The organism is Reyranella sp. (assembly GCF_965249915.1).
Lineage (GTDB): Bacteria > Pseudomonadota > Alphaproteobacteria > Reyranellales > Reyranellaceae > Reyranella.
On the sequence record NZ_OZ252257.1, the window covers coordinates 6,035,879 to 6,053,427 of the forward strand.

A 17,549-nucleotide genomic window follows, 5' to 3' on the forward strand; every position below is an offset into this window, starting at 1 on the left:
GCCGCTCATGACATCGCTCGCCCAGACCCCCGTCATCGTCGTCGCCGGACCGACCGCCAGCGGCAAGTCGGCGCTGGCGCTCGCCCTCGCCGAGCGTCGCGGCGGCACTGTGATCAATGCCGATGCGATGCAGACCTACGACGCCTTCCCGCTCCTGACGGCGCAGCCGAGTGCGGAGGAGCGGGCGCGGGTGCCGCACGTGCTCTACGGCGTGCTGCCGCTCGGCGAGACCGTGTCGGCCGCGCGCTGGCGCACGCTCGCCTCGGCCGAGATCGAGCGGGTGCTGTCCGAAGGTCGCGTGCCGATCCTGTGCGGTGGCTCGGGCCTCTACATCCGGACCTTGATGCAGGGGATTGCGCCGATTCCCGATGCATCGCCGGAACTGCGCGAGCAGGCCAATGCCGAGTGGGCCGCGCTGGGCGCCGAGGCGTTCCGCGACCGTCTGGCGGTCCACGACCCGGCGATCGTCGCGAAGCTGAAGCCGGGCGACCGCCAGCGCCATGTCAGGGCCTGGGAGGTCTGGCAGGCCACGGGGCGGCCCTTGAGCGAATGGCAGAAGGGCGAGGCGTCGGCGGCGCCCTGGCGGTTCGCGACCGTGCTGCTGGCGCCCGACCGGGACTGGCTGCGCGAGCGGATCGCGCGGCGCTTCGACGTCATGATGGCGGCCGGCGTCATGGCCGAGGTCCGCGCCGTCTTCGACAGGCAGCCCGATCCGGTCTGGCCGGGCCTGAAGGCCCATGGCGCCCCCGAATTCTTCCGGCACTTCCGGGGGGAAATCAGGCTGGACGATGTCCGGCGGATCGCCATCGACCATACAAGGCAATACGCCAAACGCCAGATGACGTGGTTTCGCCACCAATTGACACCAGATCTGGTATTGGACCCGAGGCCTGATCCTGGTTCAGGCGAGATTGAGAAATATTTGGACAATCTGGCGGGGTGAAACTTTGCGTTTCGATCTTTTCGATTGACCGCTCCAAACCCCGCCCCTATGTTCCGCGGCGCCGCAAAACCCCCGTTTTGCGGCACATTTGTCAGAAGGAGACCGCTGTGTTGAAGCCCGAGGAGTCCGCCACGACTGGCGCCGATCTGTTGGTGAAAGCCTTGATCGACGAGGAAGTCGAGGTCGTCTTCGGCTATCCCGGCGGTGCGGTCCTTCCGATCTACGATTCGCTCTTCAAGCAGAACCGGCTGCGCCACATCCTGGTGCGTCACGAGCAGGCCGCCGTCCACGCCGCCGAGGGCTATGCGCGCTCGACCGGCAAGGTCGGCGTGGTGCTGGTGACCTCCGGCCCCGGCGCGACCAATGCCGTGACCGGCCTGACCGACGCGCTGATGGATTCGATCCCGATCGTCTGCCTGACGGGGCAGGTGCCGACCCATCTGATCGGCAACGACGCCTTCCAGGAAGCCGACACGACCGGCATCACGCGCCCCTGCACCAAGCACAATTACCTGGTGAAGGCGGTGGGCGACCTCGCGCGCACGGTCCATGAGGCCTTCTATGTGGCGCGCTCCGGCCGTCCGGGCCCGGTCGTCATCGACCTGCCCAAGGACGTGCTGATGAACAAGCACGAGTACGAAGCGCCGCCCAAGGTCGCGGTGACCCACAAGAGCTACCGGCCGCAGACCCAGCCCGATCCGAAGAAGATCGAGCAGGCGATCGAGATGATCGCCAATGCCAAGCGCCCGGTGTTCTACGCCGGCGGCGGCGTCATCAATGCCGGCCCCAAGGCGTCCAAGCTGCTGACCCAGCTCGTGCACCTGACCGGCTATCCGGTCACCAACACCCTGATGGGCCTCGGCGCCTTCCCGGCGTCGGACAAGCAGTTCCTCGGCATGCTGGGCATGCACGGCACCTACGAAGCCAACCTGGCGATGCACGGCTGCGACGTGATGATCAACATCGGCGCGCGCTTCGACGATCGCATCACCGGCAACCTGACGAAATTCTCGCCGGGCTCGAAGAAGATCCACGTCGATATCGATCCGTCGTCGATCAACAAGAACGTCCGTGTCGACCTCGCCATCGTGGGCGATGCCGGCATCGTGCTGGAAGAACTCCTGAAGGCCTGGAAGGCCAAGCAGCCCAAGGTCGACCAGAAGGCGCTGAAGGCGTGGTGGGCCGAGATCGAGACGTGGCGCGCGCGCAACTGCCTCGCCTACAAGCCCAACAAGCAGGTGATCAAGCCGCAGTATGCGCTGGAGCGGCTCTACCATCACATCAAGGACAAGGACCACTACATCACGACCGAAGTGGGCCAGCACCAGATGTGGGCGGCGCAGTTCCTGAAGTTCGAGCAGCCCAACCGCTGGATGACTTCGGGCGGCCTCGGCACCATGGGCTACGGCTTCCCGGCGGCGCTGGGCGTGCAGATCGCCCATCCCGAGGCGCTGGTCATCGACGTGGCCGGCGAGGCCTCGATCCTGATGAACATCCAGGAGCTCTCGACGGCGGCGCAGTATCGCCTGCCGGTGAAGATCTTCGTGCTGAACAACCACTACATGGGCATGGTCCGGCAGTGGCAGGAGCTGCTGCACGGCGGCCGCTATTCCGAGAGCTATTCGGAATCGCTGCCCGACTTCGTGAAGGTCGCCGAGGCGTTCGGCGCCAAGGGCCTGCGCTGCGACGATCCCGCCAAGCTCGACGATACGATCAAGGAGATGATCGAGCTGAAGCATCCCGTCATCGTCGACGTCATCGTCGACGAGAAGGAGAACTGCTTCCCGATGATCCCCTCGGGCGCGGCGCACAACGAGATGCTGCTGGGTCCGGACGACAAGCAGTCCGCGAAGGTGTCGGAAGAAGGCATGGTGCTGGTGTGAGCAAGGATACGATCGTCGCCCATACCATCTCCGTGCTGGTGGCCAACGAGCCGGGCATCCTCGCGCGCGTGGTCGGCCTGTTTTCCGGCCGCGGCTACAACATCGAGAGCCTGACCGTCGCGGAGACCAACGCGCAGGAAAGCCAGTCGCGCATCACCATCGTGACCAAGGGCACGCCGATGATCATCGAGCAGATCAAGGCGCAGCTCGACCGTCTCGTGCCGGTCTATCGCGTGCGCGACCTCACGGTCGAAGGCCCGCACATCGAGCGCGAGCTGGCGCTGGTGAAGGTCAAGAGCGTCGGCGAGAAGAGGGTCGAGGCGCTGCGCCTGGCCGACGTGTTCCGCGCCAAGGTGATCGACGCCAAGTCCGATTCCTTCGTCTTCGAAGTCACCGGCAACACCGACAAGGTGCAGACCTTCGTCGGCCTGATGGAATCGCTGGGCCTGGTCGACGTCGTCCGCACCGGTATCGTCGCCATGTCGCGCGGCGGCGAGGCGCTGTAGAGGCCATCCCCGTTCTTCACCTCCCCCGTCTTACGGGGGAGGTGAAATTCCAGTTCCGTCAGTAGTTCGACAGCCCCTTGATCGAGGCCACGCGGCCCTCGATCTCGGCCAGGTTGGCCGGCGCCTTGTCGATCACGAACAGCGCCTGGGTGCGCCCGTTCATCTGCAGCGGGTCGCCGCCCTCGCGCTGCTGCATCTCGCCCAGGAAGGTGCCGGCCGGGCGGCAGGTCAGGGTGGCGCTCAGCCCGTCGAAATTGACCCCGGGATAGCGCAGGCAGATCTGGGTGATCTGCTGGCCGCTGGAATCGCTGGTGTTCTGGACCGTCCATTCGCCTTGGAAGATGCGCCGCTGGCCGACCATCCAGACCAGGTCGCGGCCGTCCGCCGTCGAATAGTGGATCTGGGCCGGGCCGCTGCCGCGGGTCCACAGCCAGGTATGGTTGCGCATCGCCCGCGCCGCGCCATGGACGGTCGAATTCTCCACGGCGTAGTCGATGCCCGGCATCGGGGTGGCCGGGTTCGTCGGGGCGTCGGACGGCTGGTTACAGGCGACCAGCGCGAGTGCCAGAGACGCGGGGACGATGGCGGAGCGAAGAGACATTGCGGGATTTCCTCGGGGATCTACGGGGCTTGGGTTGCCCTCCCAGAGGCATACCATATGTAGAAGCGCAAGGGGGACATGCGATAAGGCGGGATTCGAGGCTGGTTTTTGCGAGCCGGGTTGTCTACTAACCCCCGTTCTTTGCAAGAAGCAGCTGCCAGGAGGATTGGCCCCTATGCGTGTCTACTACGATCGTGATGCCGACGTGAACCTGATCAAGGGCAAGAAAGTCCTGGTCGTCGGCTACGGCAGCCAGGGTCATGCCCACGCCATGAACCTCCGTGATTCGGGCGTGAAGGACGTGCGCATTGCGCTGAAGCCCGGCTCGGCCACGATCAAGAAGGCCGAAGGCGCCGGCTTCACCGTGATGAGCCCGGCCGACGGCGCCAAGTGGGCCGACATCGTGATGATGCTGACCCCGGACGAGCTTCAGGCGGACATCTACAACGCCGACCTCGCGGGCAACATGAAGCAGGGCGCGGCGCTGGCCTTCGCGCACGGCCTCAACGTCCACTTCAACCTGCTGACGCCGCGTCCCGACCTCGACGTGTTCATGATCGCGCCGAAGGGCCCGGGCCACACCGTGCGCTCCGAGTATGTGCGCGGCGGCGGCGTGCCCTGCCTCGTGGCGGTGGCGCAGAACTCCTCGGGCAACGCGCTCGAGATCGCGCTGAGCTACTCCTCGGCGGTGGGCGGCGGTCGCGCCGGCACCATCGAGACCTCGTTCAAGGAAGAGTGCGAGACCGACCTGTTCGGCGAGCAGGTCGTCCTGTGCGGCGGCCTCGTCGAGCTGATCAAGGCCGGCTTCGAGACGCTGGTCGAGGCGGGCTACGCGCCGGAGATGGCGTACTTCGAGTGCCTGCACGAAGTGAAGCTGATCGTCGACCTCATCTTCGAGGGCGGCATCGCCAACATGAACTACTCGATCTCGAACACCGCCGAGTACGGCGAGTACCGGTCGGGCCCGCGCATCGTGACGGCCGAGACCAAGGCCGAGATGAAGCGCGTGCTGGAAGACATCCAGTCGGGCCGCTTCGCCCGCGACTGGATGCTGGAGAACAAGGTCAACCAGGCCTCGTTCAAGGCCACGCGCAAGCGCATGTCGGAGCACCCGATCGAGGAGATCGGCGAAAAGCTCCGCGCCATGATGCCGTGGATCAAGGAGAAGGCTCTGGTCGACAAGGCCAAGAACTAAGGCGCGGTGCGCTCAAACGAAACGGGCCCCACTGGGGCCCGTTTTTTTGTCTGTCATCCCGAGCGCAGCGAGGGACCTTTCCGCTGAGCCCGAACCAAAGGTCCCTCGCTGCGCTCGGGATGACAATTGGGGTTGGGGCTTAAAGCCCGACTCTAGATAATATACCCGCCGCCCGACGCATCGAGCATCGCGCCGGTGATGAAGGACGCTTCGTCCGACAGCAGCCACAGCACCGCCTGGGCGATCTCGGCCGAGGTGCCGACGCGGCGCATCGGGATCGAGGCTTCGATGCTGCTGCGGAAGGCCGGGTCGTTCAGCCGTCCCTCGGTCATCTCGGTCAGCACCATGCCGGGCCGCAGCGAGTTCACGCGGATGCCCTCGGACGCGACCTCGCGGGCGAAGCCCTTGGTGAAGGCGTCGACCGCGCCCTTGCTGGCGGCATAGGCCGAGGAGCCCAGCCGTCCGCCGAGCGTCGCCGCCATCGACGACACGTTGACGATCGAGCCGCCCGTGCCGCCATGCCTGGTCGACATGCGCCGGGCCGCCTCGCGGCAGCACAGCATCAGGCCGGTGACGTTGGTCGCGAACAGATTGGCCAGCACCCCGGAGTCGTATTCGTCGACCCGGCCGCGCTTTCCGTTGGTGCCGGCGCTGTTGACCAGATGGGTGATCGGCCCCAGCGCCTTCTCGGTCTCCTCGAACAGCCGTACGATGTCGGCCTCGCGCGCCATGTCGCCTTGCAGGGCGATGGCCTTGCCGCCCTGGGCTTCGATGTCGGCCACGACCTTCCGGGCCTGCGTGTCGCGGGTCCGGTAGTTGAGGGCGATGGCGTAGCCGCGGGTCGCAGCCTGGCGGGCGGTCTCGGCGCCGATGCCCGAGGCGCCGCCGGTGATCAGGAGGATTTTGCTCATGGCCCGATGATATCGCGTCGTGCGGCCCGAAGCCTGCCCTAGATGATGTAGCCGCCGCCCGACGCATCGAGCATCGCGCCGGCGATGAAAGAGGCCTCGTGCGACAGCAGCCACAGGATCGCGTCCGCAATTTCATGCGACTCGCCGATCCGCTGGATCGGAAGCGACGCGGCGACGGCGGCGAGGACTCCCGGTTCGCTGAGGCGCCCCTCCGTCATTTCGGTCATCACCGGACCGGGACGGATCGCGTTGACCCGGATCCCCTCGGCGGCGACTTCCCGCGCAAAGCCCTTGGTGAAGGCATCGACTGCGCCCTTGGTGGCGGCATAGGCCGACGCGCCGCGGCGTCCGCCCAGGGTCGCCGCCATCGACGAGACGTTCACGATGGCGCCGCCCTTGCCGCCATGCCTGGTCGACATGCGGCGGGTCGCCTCGCGGCAGCACAGCATCAGGCCGATGACGTTCACCGCGAACAGGTTGGCGATCACCGCGTGCTCGTATTCGTCTATGCGGCCGCGGCTGGGGTCGATTCCGGCGCTGTTGACGAGATGGGTGATCGGCCCCAGCGCACGCTCGGTCTCGTCGAACAGGCGGACGATGTCGGTCTCGTGCGCCATGTCGCCCGGGAGGGCGATGGCCTGGCCGCCCGCGGCCTCGATGTCGGCCACCACGGCCTTGGCCTGCGCATCACGGCTGCGATAGTTGATGGCAACGCGGTAGCCGCGCGCGCCGGCGCGCCGGGCGGTCTCGGCGCCGATGCCCGAGGCGCCGCCGGTGATCAGGAGGGTTTTGCTCATGGCCCGATGATATAGTGGCGCCAATGTTTCGGGAGGAAATTCATGAAAGCCGCCGTTCTGTTCAAGCCCAACGAGCCGCTGCAGGTCGTCGAGTGCGAGCTCGATCCGCCCAAGGCGATGGAAGTACGTGTGAAGATGAAGGCGTCGGGCGTCTGCCAGAGCGACTGGCACATCATGAACGGCGACTGGCCGTCGCCGATGCCGATCGTGCCGGGCCACGAGGCCGCGGGCGAGATCCTCGAATGCGGCCCGGGCGTCACGACGGTGAAGCCGGGCGACCATGTGATCTTCTCGTTCCGCCCGCATTGCGGCCGCTGCCGCTACTGCACCCAGGGCCGCACGGTGCTGTGCATCGGCCGCGCCTCGGTGCCGCCGGGCTCGCAGTATGACGGCACGCTGCGGCTGAAGCACAAGGGTGAGGGCATCAACCAGATGGCCCGCATCGGCACCTTCGCCGAGGAGGTGGTGGTGCCGGAGGAGATGGTCATCCCGATCCGCAAGGACATGCCGTGGCCGCAGGCGGCCCTGGTCGGCTGCTGCGTGGCGACCGGCGTCGGCGCGGTGACGCGCCATGCCAAGATCGAGGCAGGATCGACCGTGCTGGTGATCGGCTGCGGCGGCGTCGGCCTCAACGCCGTGCAGGGCGCCATGCTCTCGGGCGCCAGCAAAATCATCGCGGCCGACATTCTCGACAACAAGCTCGAGATGGCGAAGACCTTCGGCGCGACCCACACCGTCAACACCGCGACCGACAACGACCCGGTCAAGAAGGTGAAGGAGATCACCGGCGGGCTGGGCGTCGACTATTCCTTCGACGCGGTGTCGATCGGCCCGACTCAGGCGCTGGCCTTCGACGCGCTGGCGCCCGGCGGCCACGGCGTCGCGGTCGGCATCGCCGCGGCGACCGCGAAGGCGCAGTATTCGCCGATGGCGATGGTGTTCGGCGAGAAGACGATGAGCGGCACCTTCTACGGTTCGGTGCGGCCCGATCTCGATTTCCCGGTGCTGGTCGACCACTACATGAACAAGCGCCTGAACATCGACGGCCTGATCAGCCGCACCTACAAGCTCTCGGAGATCAACGAGGGCTTCAAGCGCATGATGGCGGGCGAGGTCGCGCGCGGCGTTGTGGTGTTCGACTGATCATGTCGCCCTTCGAGATCCTGGGTCTCGTGACCCTCGCCGCTGCCGGCGGCTACGCCTACTACCTGTACCGCCAGGACACGAAGCCAAAGTAGATGAGCACCCTTGACGAATTCGGCCTGACGGAAGAGCAGGTCCTGATCCGGCGCAACGTCGCCGAATTGCTGGCCCGGGTCCTGCCGCCGGAGGAGATCCGGCGGCTCGACGAGGAATCGGCGTTTCCGCATGCCGCCTTCGATGCGCTGGCCGAGGCCGGCTACATGGCGCTGCCGTATGACCCGGCCTATGGCGGCATGGGCGGCAGCCGCAAGGATCTCGTCGTGCTGGTCGAGGCGCTGGCGCGTCACTACAGCGGCGCCTCTTCGCTCTATCTGCCGACCGTGGTCTATGGCGGCATGCATCTGCAGCTCACGGCCGGCGAGCATTTGCGGCGGCGCTATCTGCCGGAGATCTGCGCCGGCAAATTGAAGTCGGCGTTCGCGCTTTCGGAGCCGGACACCGGATCGGATGCGTCGGGCATCAAGACGCGCGCGGTGCGCGACGGCAACGGCTATCGCCTCACCGGGCAGAAGCTCTACATCAGCGCCGCCCACGTCGCCGACTATCTGATGGTGGTGGCCAACACCGACAGCGAGGCGCGGCACAAGGGCGTGACGCTCTTCTGGGTCGATGCGCGCGCCGCCGGTCTCACCATGAAGCCGCTGCCGACCCTGGGGCGTCGCACCACGCATGCCAACGAGATCTTCTTCGACGGCGTGTTCGTGCCGGCCGATCATGTGATCGGCGAGGAAAATCGCGGCTGGTCGGGGCTGATGAAGGGGCTGAACCTCGAGCGGCTCTGTCTCGCCGCGCAAGCCTGCGGCAACATGCATTTCGCCATCGAATACGCCAAGCGCTTCGCCCAGGAGCGCGTGCAGTTCGGCCAGCCGATCTCGAAGTTCCAGGCGATCCAGCACAAGTTCGCCGACATGCGCATCGCGCTGCGCACGACCCAGGCGCTGACCTATCGCCTGGCCGACATGCTCGATGCCGGCCTCGATCCCGTCGAGGAGACGGCGATCGCCAAGATCCAGGGCACCGATGGCGAGTTCAAGTGCGCCCATCTCGCCATGGAGATCATGGGCGGCGCCGGCTACACCATGGCGCACGACATCCAGCGCCTGTTTCGCGACGTGCGCGTGGGCTCGATCGGCGGCGGCACCAACGACATCCAGCGCAACACCATCGCCAAGATGATGGGCTTCTGAGGTGCGCAAGATCGGCGACGCGTCGTTCTTCCGCATCGTCGATCGATTGCTGGAGCCCGGCACGACGCGCGTGCCGCGCACCGCCTGGAGCGTCGATGGCGTCGAGTGGCAGCGCGAGCGGCACTCCTACGCCGGCGCCAGCCATGGCTTCACGGTCGAGGTCACCACCGGGCGCAAGACGGGCATCGCGCCGTGGACGATGATCGTGGTGAAGGAATACTGGCGCTCGGGGCGCGGCGAAGAATTGAAGTCGCATCAGTGGGCACATATCGAGGCCGGAAGCCGCGCCGACGTCGTGGCCTGGCTCGAGCGGCAGGAACGTCGTCTCGACGGCGCCTGAAACGCCCGTTGCACGCAACTTTTCAGTCCTTACGAAGCGCGGACGAGCACAAACGGTGACCATCGATGCGACCGTTTGAATCGCCTTGCGAGCCTTGCCTTGCCGGTCTAAACCCGGTCGCACCCTCGGTGCCGGACCTCGGAATGGCACGAGTATTTCAAGATTTCGCCGTAATTACAGAGACTTAACTCAATGCTGTCGCGCGTCATCGGGCTATTTTCGGCGGACATGGGTATCGACCTCGGTACGGCGAACACGCTGGTCTATGTGAAGGGTCGAGGCATCGTACTCAACGAGCCGTCGGTCGTGGCGCTGACCACGCAGAGCGGCAAGCGTCAGGTCCTCGCCGTCGGCGAGGAAGCCAAGATGATGCTGGGCCGTACGCCCGGCAACATCCAGGCGATCCGGCCGCTGCGCGACGGCGTCATCGCCGACTTCGAAGTCGCCGAGGCGATGATCAAGCACTTCATCTCGAAGGTGCACAATCGCCGCAGCTTCGCCCATCCGCAGATCGTGGTCTGCGTGCCCTCCGGCTCCACCGCCGTCGAGCGCCGCGCCATCCAGGAATCGGCCGAGAGCGCCGGCGCCCGCAAGGTCTGGCTGATCGAGGAGCCGATGGCCGCCGCGATCGGCGCCGGCCTGCCGGTGACCGAGCCTACGGGCTCGATGGTCGTCGACATCGGCGGCGGCACCACCGAGGTGGCCGTGCTGTCGCTGGGCGGCATCGTCTATCCGCGCTCCGTGCGCGTCGGCGGCGACAAGATGGACGAGGCGATCATCGCCTACATCCGCCGCAATCATAACCTGCTGGTCGGCGAAAGCTCGGCCGAGCGCATCAAGAAGACCATCGCCTCCGCCTGCCCGCCCGACGACGGCGAGGGCCGCACGATGGAGATCAAGGGCCGCGACCTGATGAACGGCGTGCCCAAGGAACTGGTCATCACCGAGCGGCAGATCGCCGAGAGCCTGCAGGAACCGGTCAGCGCCATCGTGGAGGCCGTGAAGGTCGCGCTGGAGAACACCGCGCCGGAACTGGCCGCCGACATCGTCGACAAGGGCATTGTGCTCACGGGCGGCGGCGCGCTGCTGGCAAACATGGACACCGTGCTGCGCCAGGCGACCGGCCTGCCGGTCTCGGTGGCCGAGGATCCGCTGCTCTGCGTCGCCCTTGGCACGGGCCATGCTGTCGAGAACATCGTACGACTGCGCGGCGTCCTTTCGTCGATGTACTAACAGGCCGCGCCGCCGCCCTCTTGGGTTAGAATGGGCAGGACATGGCGATCCGGGACGACTTCGAGGTAGTCGCGAGCCAGGTGCGCACGGTGGTGCAGCGCTTCGCCCTCGGCCTGCTCGTGATCGTGACCTTCGGCGTCATGCTGGTCGGCAAGGCCGACACCGTTCTGGTCGAACATGCCCGCGTTCTCGCACTCGACATGGTGAGCCCCGTTCTGGAGGCGATCGCCCGGCCGGTCGCGTATGCCAACCGGGCCATCGCCGATCTGCGCGAGTTCGCGTCACTGCGCGAGGAAAACGCCCGCCTGCGTGAGGAGAATGCCCGCCTGCTCGCCTGGCAGACCGCGGCGCGACGACTGGAGAACGAGAACGAGGGGCTGCGCAGCCTCGCCCGCTTCCGTGAGGGGCCCGAAGCCTCCTTCATCACCGCGCGCCTCGTGGGCGACAGCGTCAGCGCGTACATGCGCGGCGCGCTGCTCAATGTCGGCCGCCGGGTCGGCGTTGCACCGGGCCAGGCGGTGGTCACCGGCGAAGGTCTGGCCGGCCGCATCGCCGAGGTCGGCGAGAACAGCTCGCGCGTCCTGTTCGTGACCGACGTCAACTCGCGCCTGCCGGTCCTGGTCGAGCGCACCCGCGAGCGCGCCATCCTGGCGGGCGACAATTCGCCCCGGCTTCGTCTCACCCTCCTGCAGAGCATCGCCGGCGTGCAGACCGGGGACCGCATCATCACCTCGGGCCATGGTGGCAGCTTCCCGGTCGGCATTCCGGTCGGTGAGGTCGTCGAGACCAGCGAAGGTACCGTGCGCGTCCGGCCGTTCACCGATTTCTCGCGGCTCGAGTTCGTCCGTGTCGTCGATTACGGCGTGACCGGCCTGGTCGGGCCTGCGGCGCCGGCACCGGCGGCGCCGCCCGCCGGCGTGCGGGTGCGCTGACATGCGCGCCGACGGCACCCTCGCCATTCTCGACCGCTGGGGCAGGGCCGCCCTTCCGGGCACGGTCCTCCTTTTCTTCGTGCTGCTGACCCTGGCGCCGCTGCGCGCGCCGTACCTGTCGGACACGCTGCCGCTGCTGCCGGTCCTGGTGGTCTTCCAGTTCAGCCTGGCCACGCCCGAGCGGTTGCCGGGGCTGCTGCTGCTGGTGATGGGCGTCCTCCTGGACCTTCTCTTGGGCGGCCCGGGCGCGCCCGTCGGCATCAGTGCGCTGGGCTTCATCCTGGTCCGCGCCGCGGTCACCGCCAACCGCCGCTATCTCGTGGGCGTTCCGTTCCTGTTCCAGTGGATCGGCTTCTGCATCCTGTGCTGGGGTTACGTGGCACTCGTCTGGGCCTTCACGACCTTGTGGACCTGGGCGGCAATCGATCCGGTGCCCGCGATGTTGCAGTATATCGTGATGATCGTGATCTACCCGTTGCTGGCGCCGTTGCTCGCCCGCGTCCGCGCCCGCGATCCGCTGAACGTGCCCGAGCTGTCGCGCGGATCGGCGCGCCCCGGCGAGACCACGACATGAAGCATTTCCGAAAAGGCGACGGCGAACGCAGCGGCCTCTTCACGCGTCGCGCCCTGCTGCTGGGCGGGGCGCAGGCCGTTCTGCTGACCGCGCTGGCCGGCCGCCTCTACCAGCTCCAGGTCGTCGAGACCGACCGCTTCTCCTCGATGGCCGAGGAAAACCGCGTCAGCATGCGGCTGCTGCCGCCGTCGCGCGGACTGATCTTCGATCGCGGCGGCGTACCGCTGGCGGTCAACCGCAACAATTTCCGCGCCATGGCGGCGTCGGACCGCGGCCGTGGCGTCGACGTGCTGGTCGAGCGCCTCGATCAGATCCTGGTCCTGGGCGACACCGAGAAGACCCGGCTGCTGCGCGAGCTGCGCCGCAATCGCAACGCGCAGCCCATCGTGGTGCGGGAGAATCTCGGCTGGGAGGAGGTCGCCCGGCTCGAGTTCAATGCGCCCGACCTGCCCGGTGTGTTCATCGATCTCGGCCAGTCGCGCGACTATCCCGAAGGCGAGCTGATGAGCCACATCGTGGGCTATACCGGTCGCGTCGCCGACGAGGATCTCGCCGGGCGCGACGATCCGGTGCTGCAACTCGCGACCATGCGGTTCGGCAAGAAGGGCGTCGAGCGCTCGCTCGAGGACGACCTGCGCGGCCGCGCCGGCGCCGTCCAGGTCGAGGTGAATGCCGTCGGTCGCGTCGTCCGCGAGCTCGACCGCACGGAAGGCCAGCCGGGCGCAAATGCGCTGCTCACCATCGATCTCGATATCCAGCGCTTCGCCGCCGAAAAGATGAAGGAGCACCAGAGCGGCTCCGTGGTCGTGCTCGACGTCATCACCGGCGACGTGATCGCCATGGTCTCGACGCCCGGCTTCGATCCCTCGACCTTCGCCCGCGGCATCACGCAGGCGGAGTGGCGTGACCTGCTCGACGATCCCCAGAGGCCGCTGCACAACAAGGCGATCGCCGGCGTCTATCCGCCGGGTTCGACCTACAAGATGGTGACGGCGCTGGCCGCGCTCGAGGCCAAGGTGATCGACCCGTGGACGCGCCTGCCGTGCCCCGGCTTCCTCGAGCTGGGCAAGATCAAGTTCCATTGCTGGCTGAAGGGCGGTCACGGCTCGACCAACGTCTCCGAGGCGATCGCCATGTCGTGCGACTGCTTCTTCTACGAGGCGGCGCGTCGCGCCGGCATCGATCGCGTGAGCGACATGGCCCAGCGGCTGGGCTTCGGCAAGGTGAGCGAACTCGGCCTGCCCGGCGAGTCCGCCGCCAACCAGCCGACCCGCGCCTGGAAGCAGGAGAAGATCGGCAAGGCCTGGCAGCACGGCGACACGTTCAACCTCGGCATCGGCCAGGGCTATATGACGGCGACGCCGCTGCAGCTCGCCATCATGACTGCGCGCCTCGCCAACGGCGGCTATGAGGTCCAGCCCAACCTGCTGCTGGCCAAGGCCACGCCGCGCGAGGAGCTGGTGCCGCCGGCGCCGCGCACCAAGCCCACCGCGCCGTCGCTGCGTCTGAACCCGCAGCATCTCGCGGTGATCCGGCAGGGCATGTCCGACGTGGTCAACACCGGCCATGGCACCGCCAATGCACTGCGCTCCAAGCAGCCCGAGTTCACCTTCGCCGGCAAGACCGGCACGGCACAGGTCAAGCGCATCACCGAGCGTGAGCGCGAGATGGGCATCACCCAGGCCTCGCTGCCCTGGCACCTGCGCCACCATGCGCTCTTCGTCTGCTACGGGCCGGTCGACAATCCGCGCTATGCCTGCGCCGTGATCGTCGAGCATGGGCAGGCGGGCGGCGCCACCGCGGGCCCGATCGGCCGCGACGTGCTGGTCGAGACCATGAAGCGCGATCCGTCGCGCCGCACCGACCGCTTCAAGAAGATGGCGTCGCGATGAGCCTTGCCGCCCTGGGCAGCAGCAGCGCCTCGCTCGACGCGCCGGCACCGGTCGGCTTTGCCGAGAAGATCTGGCGCATCAACTGGGGCCTCGTGCTGGTGCTGACGGCGATCGCCGGCGTGGGCGTGCTGGCGCTCTACTCGGCGGCCGGGGGGCGCTTCGAACCCTGGGCGGCGCGCCATGCGGTGCGCTACGGCTCGGCCCTGATGCTGATGCTGGTGGTCGCGCTGGTCCATCCCAAGGTCTGGCTGGCGCTCGCCTGGCCGATCTACATCGTGTCCGTGCTGATGCTGGTGGCGGTCGACGTGATCGGCAAGATCGGCATGGGCGCGCAGCGCTGGCTGGTGCTCGGCCCGATCCAGATCCAGCCCTCGGAAATCGCCAAGGTGGCGGTCATCATGGTGATCGCGCGCTACTATCACGGGCTGCGGCGCGAGCAGGCCGGGCAGTTCCTCTACACCCTGCCGCCGCTCGCCATGATCCTGGTCGTGGTCGGCCTTGTGATGGTCCAGCCCGACCTCGGCACGGCGATGATGGTGCTGATGGGCGGCGGCGCGCTCCTGTTCGTGGCCGGCGTGCGGATCTGGATGTTCCTGGCGGCCGGTATCAGCGCCGTGGCCTGCCTGCCGATCGCCTGGTCGCTGATGCACGAGTACCAGAAGAAGCGGGTGCTCACCTTCCTCGATCCCGACCGCGATCCGCTGGGCGCCGGCTACCACATCACCCAGTCGAAGATCGCCATCGGCTCGGGCGGCATGTTCGGCAAGGGCTTCCTCAAGGGTACGCAATCTTCGCTCAACTTCCTGCCCGAGAAGCAGACCGACTTCATCTTCACGACCTTCGTCGAGGAATGGGGCATGGCCGGCGCGCTCGTCCTGCTCGGCCTGTTCGCGCTGGTCGTGCTCTGGGGCTTTTCCATCGCCTTCCGCAGCCAGCATCATTTCGGCCGCCTGCTGGCGCTGGGCGTGACCGCGATGCTGTTCCTCTACATGTTCATCAACACCGCCATGGTGATGGGCATGCTGCCGGTCGTTGGCGTGCCGCTGCCGCTGGTCAGCAACGGCGGCACCGCTCTCCTGTCGGTGATGTTTGCGTGCGGACTGCTGATCGGGGTCAATGTCTACCGCGACGCCCAGCTCCCCCGGACCCGCTAGGCGGGCCTTCAAAATTTCCTTCAAAAGAGTCTATCGACAAGCCGGAACAGCCTTGGTATAGCCGCCGCCTTCCGGGCAATGACCCCTGAAACGGGGGGCGCATAGCTCAGTTGGTAGAGCAGCTGACTCTTAATCAGCTTGTCCCAGGTTCGAGCCCTGGTGCGCCCACCATTTCCCGGATGCCTGTTCCAGCCGCCTTGTCTTATTCCGGTTCGATGCCGGCCGCGCGCGCGGATACTTTCCAAGCCTCGATCTGACCCTTGAGATAGGCGCCCAGCTCCTCTGGCGTCGATGTCGCCAGCGCAAAGCCTTGCGCCTCCAGGACCTTGGCCACATCCGGCTCCTGAATGACTTCGATCAGCACCTTGTTGAGGCGCGCCACGATCTCCCTGGGCATCTTCGCCGGACCGAACATGCCGCCCCAGGAGGTGATCGTGAATTGCGGCAGGCCGGCCTCGTAGATCGTCGGAACGTCGGGGAGGATCGTCGAGCGCTGCTTCAGGGTCGTCACCATCGCCCGCAGCTTGCCGCTCCTGACATGGCTGAGGCCGGTCGTCGGCGTGCCGATCATCATGTCGATGCGGCCGGCCAGGAGATCGACGATCGCCTGCGGCTCGCCCTTGTAGGGGACGTGGACCATCTGGGTGCCGGTCAGCGCCGCGATCTGCGCAACGCCGACGCTGCCGGTGGTGTTGCCGCTGCCGTAGGAGAGCTTCCCCGGATTGGCCTTGGCGTAGGCGACCAGCTCGGCCAGCGTCTTGGCCGGCACTTCCGCATTCAAATACAGGAAGAAAGTGAAGTAGCCGACCATCGTGATCGGCGTGAGATCCACCATCGGATCGTAGGGCAGCGACTTGCGCAGGGCAGGGGCCGCCGCGATCGGGCTGTTGGAGGCGAACAGCAGCGTGTAGCCATCGGGCGGTGCCTTCGCTACGTCGGCGGCGGCGATCACGCCGTCGGCACCGGGCTTGTTGTCGACGACGACCGGCTGGCCGAGTTTTTCCGAAAGCCGCTTGCCGACCGTGCGAACCAGCACGTCGCTGGCCGTGCCCGGCGTTCCCAGGGTGACTAGCCGGATCGGCCGGTTGGGATAGTCCTGGGCCTGTGCCGGCGCCGTGGCCGCCATAGCCACCATGGCCACGGCCAATGTGATCAATCTCTTCATTGTTGCCTCCCGATGGCCCGGTCTTGTGCGCCGGACCGTGGACTTCAGTTTGTTCGCGAGGCTCCGGCATCGCCAATATCGAAAGGGCATGGATCGATACCGGGAAAATATTGGGAAGGCGGGGCTCCGGTTGCCTAGGGTTGGCCGCTCGACAGAAGCGCGCGACAGACGGTGAGGAAACATGAATACGCCCCACGTGACAGCCCGGCCCGATCCCTATGCGGGCACGGAAAGACGGCCGCGCATCTTCCGTGACGATCTCCTGCAGGGGAGGATCGCCCTCGTCACCGGCGGCAGCTCGGGCATCGGCTTCGGCATTGTCCGGAGTTTTGCCGAGCTCGGCGCGACGGTCGCCCTGATCGGGCGACGCGAAGAAAAGCTTGCGGAAGCGCGCGCGGAGCTGCTTCGCGACCTGCCCGCCGCGGAGCTGGTCACGATCGCGGTCGACGTCCGTAACCATGCGGCGATGCGCGAAGCCGTCGACGGGATCGTCAGCCGGTTCGGCTGCCTGGACATCCTGGTCAACAATGCCGCCGGCAACTTTCATTGTCCGACCGAGCAACTGTCCGAGAACGGATGGCGGGCCGTCATCGACATCGACCTGAACGGGACCTTCAACGGTTGCCAGGCCGCCCTGCCCGGGCTCAAGGCCTCGTCCCACGGCGGCCGCATCATCAACATCACCGTTCCCCAGGCCCTGTCCGGCTGGCCCGGCAGTGCCCACGCCGCCTCGGCCAAGGCGGGCGTGCTCTCGCTGACCCGAAGCCTCGCCGTCGAATGGGGCGGCTACGGCATCCGGGTCAACAACGTCCTGCCCGGCCCGATCGCCGGAACCGAGGGCCTGAAGCGGCTGTACGAGGACCGCGGCATTGCCGATCACGAGTACGAGCGCATGGCGATGGGCACCTTCGGCCTGGTCGACGACATCGCCAATGCCTGCGCGTTCCTTGCCTCGCCGGGCGGAGACTTCGTCACAGGCTGCGATTTCATGGTCGATGGCGGGCGGTGGCTCAAGCGCGGCTGGGTCTGACGT

Annotated in this window: 17 protein-coding genes and 1 tRNA gene; 14 read left to right on the top strand and 4 right to left on the bottom strand. The window is 67.0% G+C overall.

What is annotated here, in order from left to right:
* The first annotated feature begins 7 nt into the window (after positions 1–7).
* From miaA to ilvN, 3 genes are all read left to right on the top strand, one after another.
* On the top strand, positions 8–943 hold the full coding sequence (miaA, locus tag ACP15H_RS29665; RefSeq protein ID WP_425069700.1) for a tRNA (adenosine(37)-N6)-dimethylallyltransferase MiaA: 936 nt from the start codon (positions 8–10) through the stop codon (positions 941–943).
* Positions 944–1,050: 107 nt separating this feature from the next.
* On the top strand, positions 1,051–2,826 hold the full coding sequence (locus ACP15H_RS29670) for an acetolactate synthase 3 large subunit (RefSeq protein ID WP_425069701.1): 1,776 nt from the start codon (positions 1,051–1,053) through the stop codon (positions 2,824–2,826).
* A complete protein-coding gene (gene ilvN, locus ACP15H_RS29675; protein ID WP_425069702.1) occupies positions 2,823–3,332 on the top strand; it encodes an acetolactate synthase small subunit in 510 nt (169 codons plus the stop codon). Before ACP15H_RS29670 ends, ilvN begins: the two co-directional genes overlap by 4 nt.
* A gap of 58 nt (positions 3,333–3,390) precedes the next feature.
* Here ilvN and ACP15H_RS29680 read toward each other — a convergent pair whose 3' ends face one another.
* A complete protein-coding gene (locus ACP15H_RS29680; RefSeq protein WP_425069703.1) occupies positions 3,391–3,933 on the bottom strand; it encodes a hypothetical protein in 543 nt (180 codons plus the stop codon).
* Between the two features lie 175 nt (positions 3,934–4,108).
* On the opposite strand from ACP15H_RS29680, the gene ilvC reads away from it, so the two are divergent.
* Positions 4,109–5,128 (top strand): ketol-acid reductoisomerase, encoded by a 1,020-nt coding sequence (gene ilvC, locus ACP15H_RS29685; RefSeq protein ID WP_425069704.1) that lies wholly within the window; start codon positions 4,109–4,111, stop codon positions 5,126–5,128.
* Positions 5,129–5,280: 152 nt separating this feature from the next.
* Here the strand turns inward: ilvC and ACP15H_RS29690 are convergent, their stop codons facing one another.
* Both ACP15H_RS29690 and ACP15H_RS29695 read right to left on the bottom strand, forming a co-directional pair.
* Positions 5,281–6,039 carry an SDR family oxidoreductase gene (locus ACP15H_RS29690; RefSeq protein ID WP_425069705.1) on the bottom strand — a complete coding sequence of 253 codons (759 nt, stop codon included), beginning with the start codon at positions 6,037–6,039 and terminating at the stop codon, positions 5,281–5,283.
* A 38-nt stretch (positions 6,040–6,077) separates the two neighbouring features.
* Complete coding sequence (locus tag ACP15H_RS29695) at positions 6,078–6,836, bottom strand: SDR family oxidoreductase (protein WP_425069706.1); 759 nt, start codon at positions 6,834–6,836, stop codon at positions 6,078–6,080.
* 42 nt (positions 6,837–6,878) lie between these two features.
* On the opposite strand from ACP15H_RS29695, the gene ACP15H_RS29700 reads away from it, so the two are divergent.
* The 9 genes from ACP15H_RS29700 (at position 6,879) to ACP15H_RS29740 (ending at position 15,522) form a co-directional block, all read left to right on the top strand.
* Positions 6,879–7,979 carry a Zn-dependent alcohol dehydrogenase gene (locus ACP15H_RS29700; protein ID WP_425069707.1) on the top strand — a complete coding sequence of 367 codons (1,101 nt, stop codon included), beginning with the start codon at positions 6,879–6,881 and terminating at the stop codon, positions 7,977–7,979.
* A 95-nt stretch (positions 7,980–8,074) separates the two neighbouring features.
* Positions 8,075–9,226: an acyl-CoA dehydrogenase family protein gene (locus tag ACP15H_RS29705; protein ID WP_425069708.1), complete on the top strand. Its 1,152-nt coding sequence runs from the start codon at positions 8,075–8,077 to the stop codon at positions 9,224–9,226.
* 1 nt (position 9,227) lies between these two features.
* A complete protein-coding gene (locus ACP15H_RS29710; RefSeq protein ID WP_425069709.1) occupies positions 9,228–9,566 on the top strand; it encodes a hypothetical protein in 339 nt (112 codons plus the stop codon).
* Positions 9,567–9,758: 192 nt separating this feature from the next.
* A complete protein-coding gene (locus ACP15H_RS29715; protein ID WP_068189726.1) occupies positions 9,759–10,799 on the top strand; it encodes a rod shape-determining protein in 1,041 nt (346 codons plus the stop codon).
* 41 nt (positions 10,800–10,840) lie between these two features.
* The gene (gene mreC / locus ACP15H_RS29720) at positions 10,841–11,731 is read left to right on the top strand and encodes a rod shape-determining protein MreC (RefSeq protein WP_425069710.1); all 891 of its coding nucleotides are present in this window, start codon (positions 10,841–10,843) and stop codon (positions 11,729–11,731) included.
* A gap of 1 nt (position 11,732) precedes the next feature.
* Positions 11,733–12,305, top strand: coding sequence for a hypothetical protein (locus ACP15H_RS29725; RefSeq protein WP_425069711.1), 573 nt, complete (start codon positions 11,733–11,735; stop codon positions 12,303–12,305).
* The gene (mrdA, locus tag ACP15H_RS29730) at positions 12,302–14,197 is read left to right on the top strand and encodes a penicillin-binding protein 2 (protein WP_425069712.1); all 1,896 of its coding nucleotides are present in this window, start codon (positions 12,302–12,304) and stop codon (positions 14,195–14,197) included. The genes ACP15H_RS29725 and mrdA overlap by 4 nt, the downstream gene beginning before the upstream one ends.
* Positions 14,194–15,351, top strand: a complete 1,158-nt coding sequence (gene rodA, locus ACP15H_RS29735) for a rod shape-determining protein RodA (protein ID WP_425069713.1) — start codon at positions 14,194–14,196, stop codon at positions 15,349–15,351. Before mrdA ends, rodA begins: the two co-directional genes overlap by 4 nt.
* Before the next feature lie 95 nt (positions 15,352–15,446).
* Positions 15,447–15,522, top strand: a tRNA-Lys gene (locus ACP15H_RS29740).
* 31 nt (positions 15,523–15,553) lie between these two features.
* Here the strand turns inward: ACP15H_RS29740 and ACP15H_RS29745 are convergent.
* Positions 15,554–16,516, bottom strand: coding sequence for a Bug family tripartite tricarboxylate transporter substrate binding protein (locus ACP15H_RS29745; RefSeq protein ID WP_425069714.1), 963 nt, complete (start codon positions 16,514–16,516; stop codon positions 15,554–15,556).
* A 181-nt stretch (positions 16,517–16,697) separates the two neighbouring features.
* Between ACP15H_RS29745 and ACP15H_RS29750 the strand changes: the two genes are divergently transcribed.
* Entirely contained in the window at positions 16,698–17,546 is an 849-nt protein-coding gene (locus tag ACP15H_RS29750) for an SDR family oxidoreductase (protein ID WP_425069715.1), read from the top strand.
* Positions 17,547–17,549: the final 3 nt, after the last annotated feature.

Bases quoted from the DNA above. Each gene is read 5' to 3' on its own strand.
- miaA (WP_425069700.1), top strand. From the start codon at position 8: ATGACATCGCTCGCCCAGACCCCCGTCATCGTCGTCGCCGGACCGACC.
- ACP15H_RS29680 (WP_425069703.1), bottom strand. From the start codon at position 3,933: ATGTCTCTTCGCTCCGCCATCGTCCCCGCGTCTCTGGCACTCGCGCTG.
- ilvC (WP_425069704.1), top strand. From the start codon at position 4,109: ATGCGTGTCTACTACGATCGTGATGCCGACGTGAACCTGATCAAGGGC.
- ACP15H_RS29690 (WP_425069705.1), bottom strand. From the start codon at position 6,039: ATGAGCAAAATCCTCCTGATCACCGGCGGCGCCTCGGGCATCGGCGCC.
- ACP15H_RS29695 (WP_425069706.1), bottom strand. From the start codon at position 6,836: ATGAGCAAAACCCTCCTGATCACCGGCGGCGCCTCGGGCATCGGCGCC.
- ACP15H_RS29700 (WP_425069707.1), top strand. From the start codon at position 6,879: ATGAAAGCCGCCGTTCTGTTCAAGCCCAACGAGCCGCTGCAGGTCGTC.
- ACP15H_RS29705 (WP_425069708.1), top strand. From the start codon at position 8,075: ATGAGCACCCTTGACGAATTCGGCCTGACGGAAGAGCAGGTCCTGATC.
- ACP15H_RS29715 (WP_068189726.1), top strand. From the start codon at position 9,759: ATGCTGTCGCGCGTCATCGGGCTATTTTCGGCGGACATGGGTATCGAC.
- mreC (WP_425069710.1), top strand. From the start codon at position 10,841: ATGGCGATCCGGGACGACTTCGAGGTAGTCGCGAGCCAGGTGCGCACG.
- ACP15H_RS29725 (WP_425069711.1), top strand. From the start codon at position 11,733: ATGCGCGCCGACGGCACCCTCGCCATTCTCGACCGCTGGGGCAGGGCC.
- mrdA (WP_425069712.1), top strand. From the start codon at position 12,302: ATGAAGCATTTCCGAAAAGGCGACGGCGAACGCAGCGGCCTCTTCACG.
- rodA (WP_425069713.1), top strand. From the start codon at position 14,194: ATGAGCCTTGCCGCCCTGGGCAGCAGCAGCGCCTCGCTCGACGCGCCG.
- ACP15H_RS29745 (WP_425069714.1), bottom strand. From the start codon at position 16,516: ATGAAGAGATTGATCACATTGGCCGTGGCCATGGTGGCTATGGCGGCC.
- ACP15H_RS29750 (WP_425069715.1), top strand. From the start codon at position 16,698: ATGAATACGCCCCACGTGACAGCCCGGCCCGATCCCTATGCGGGCACG.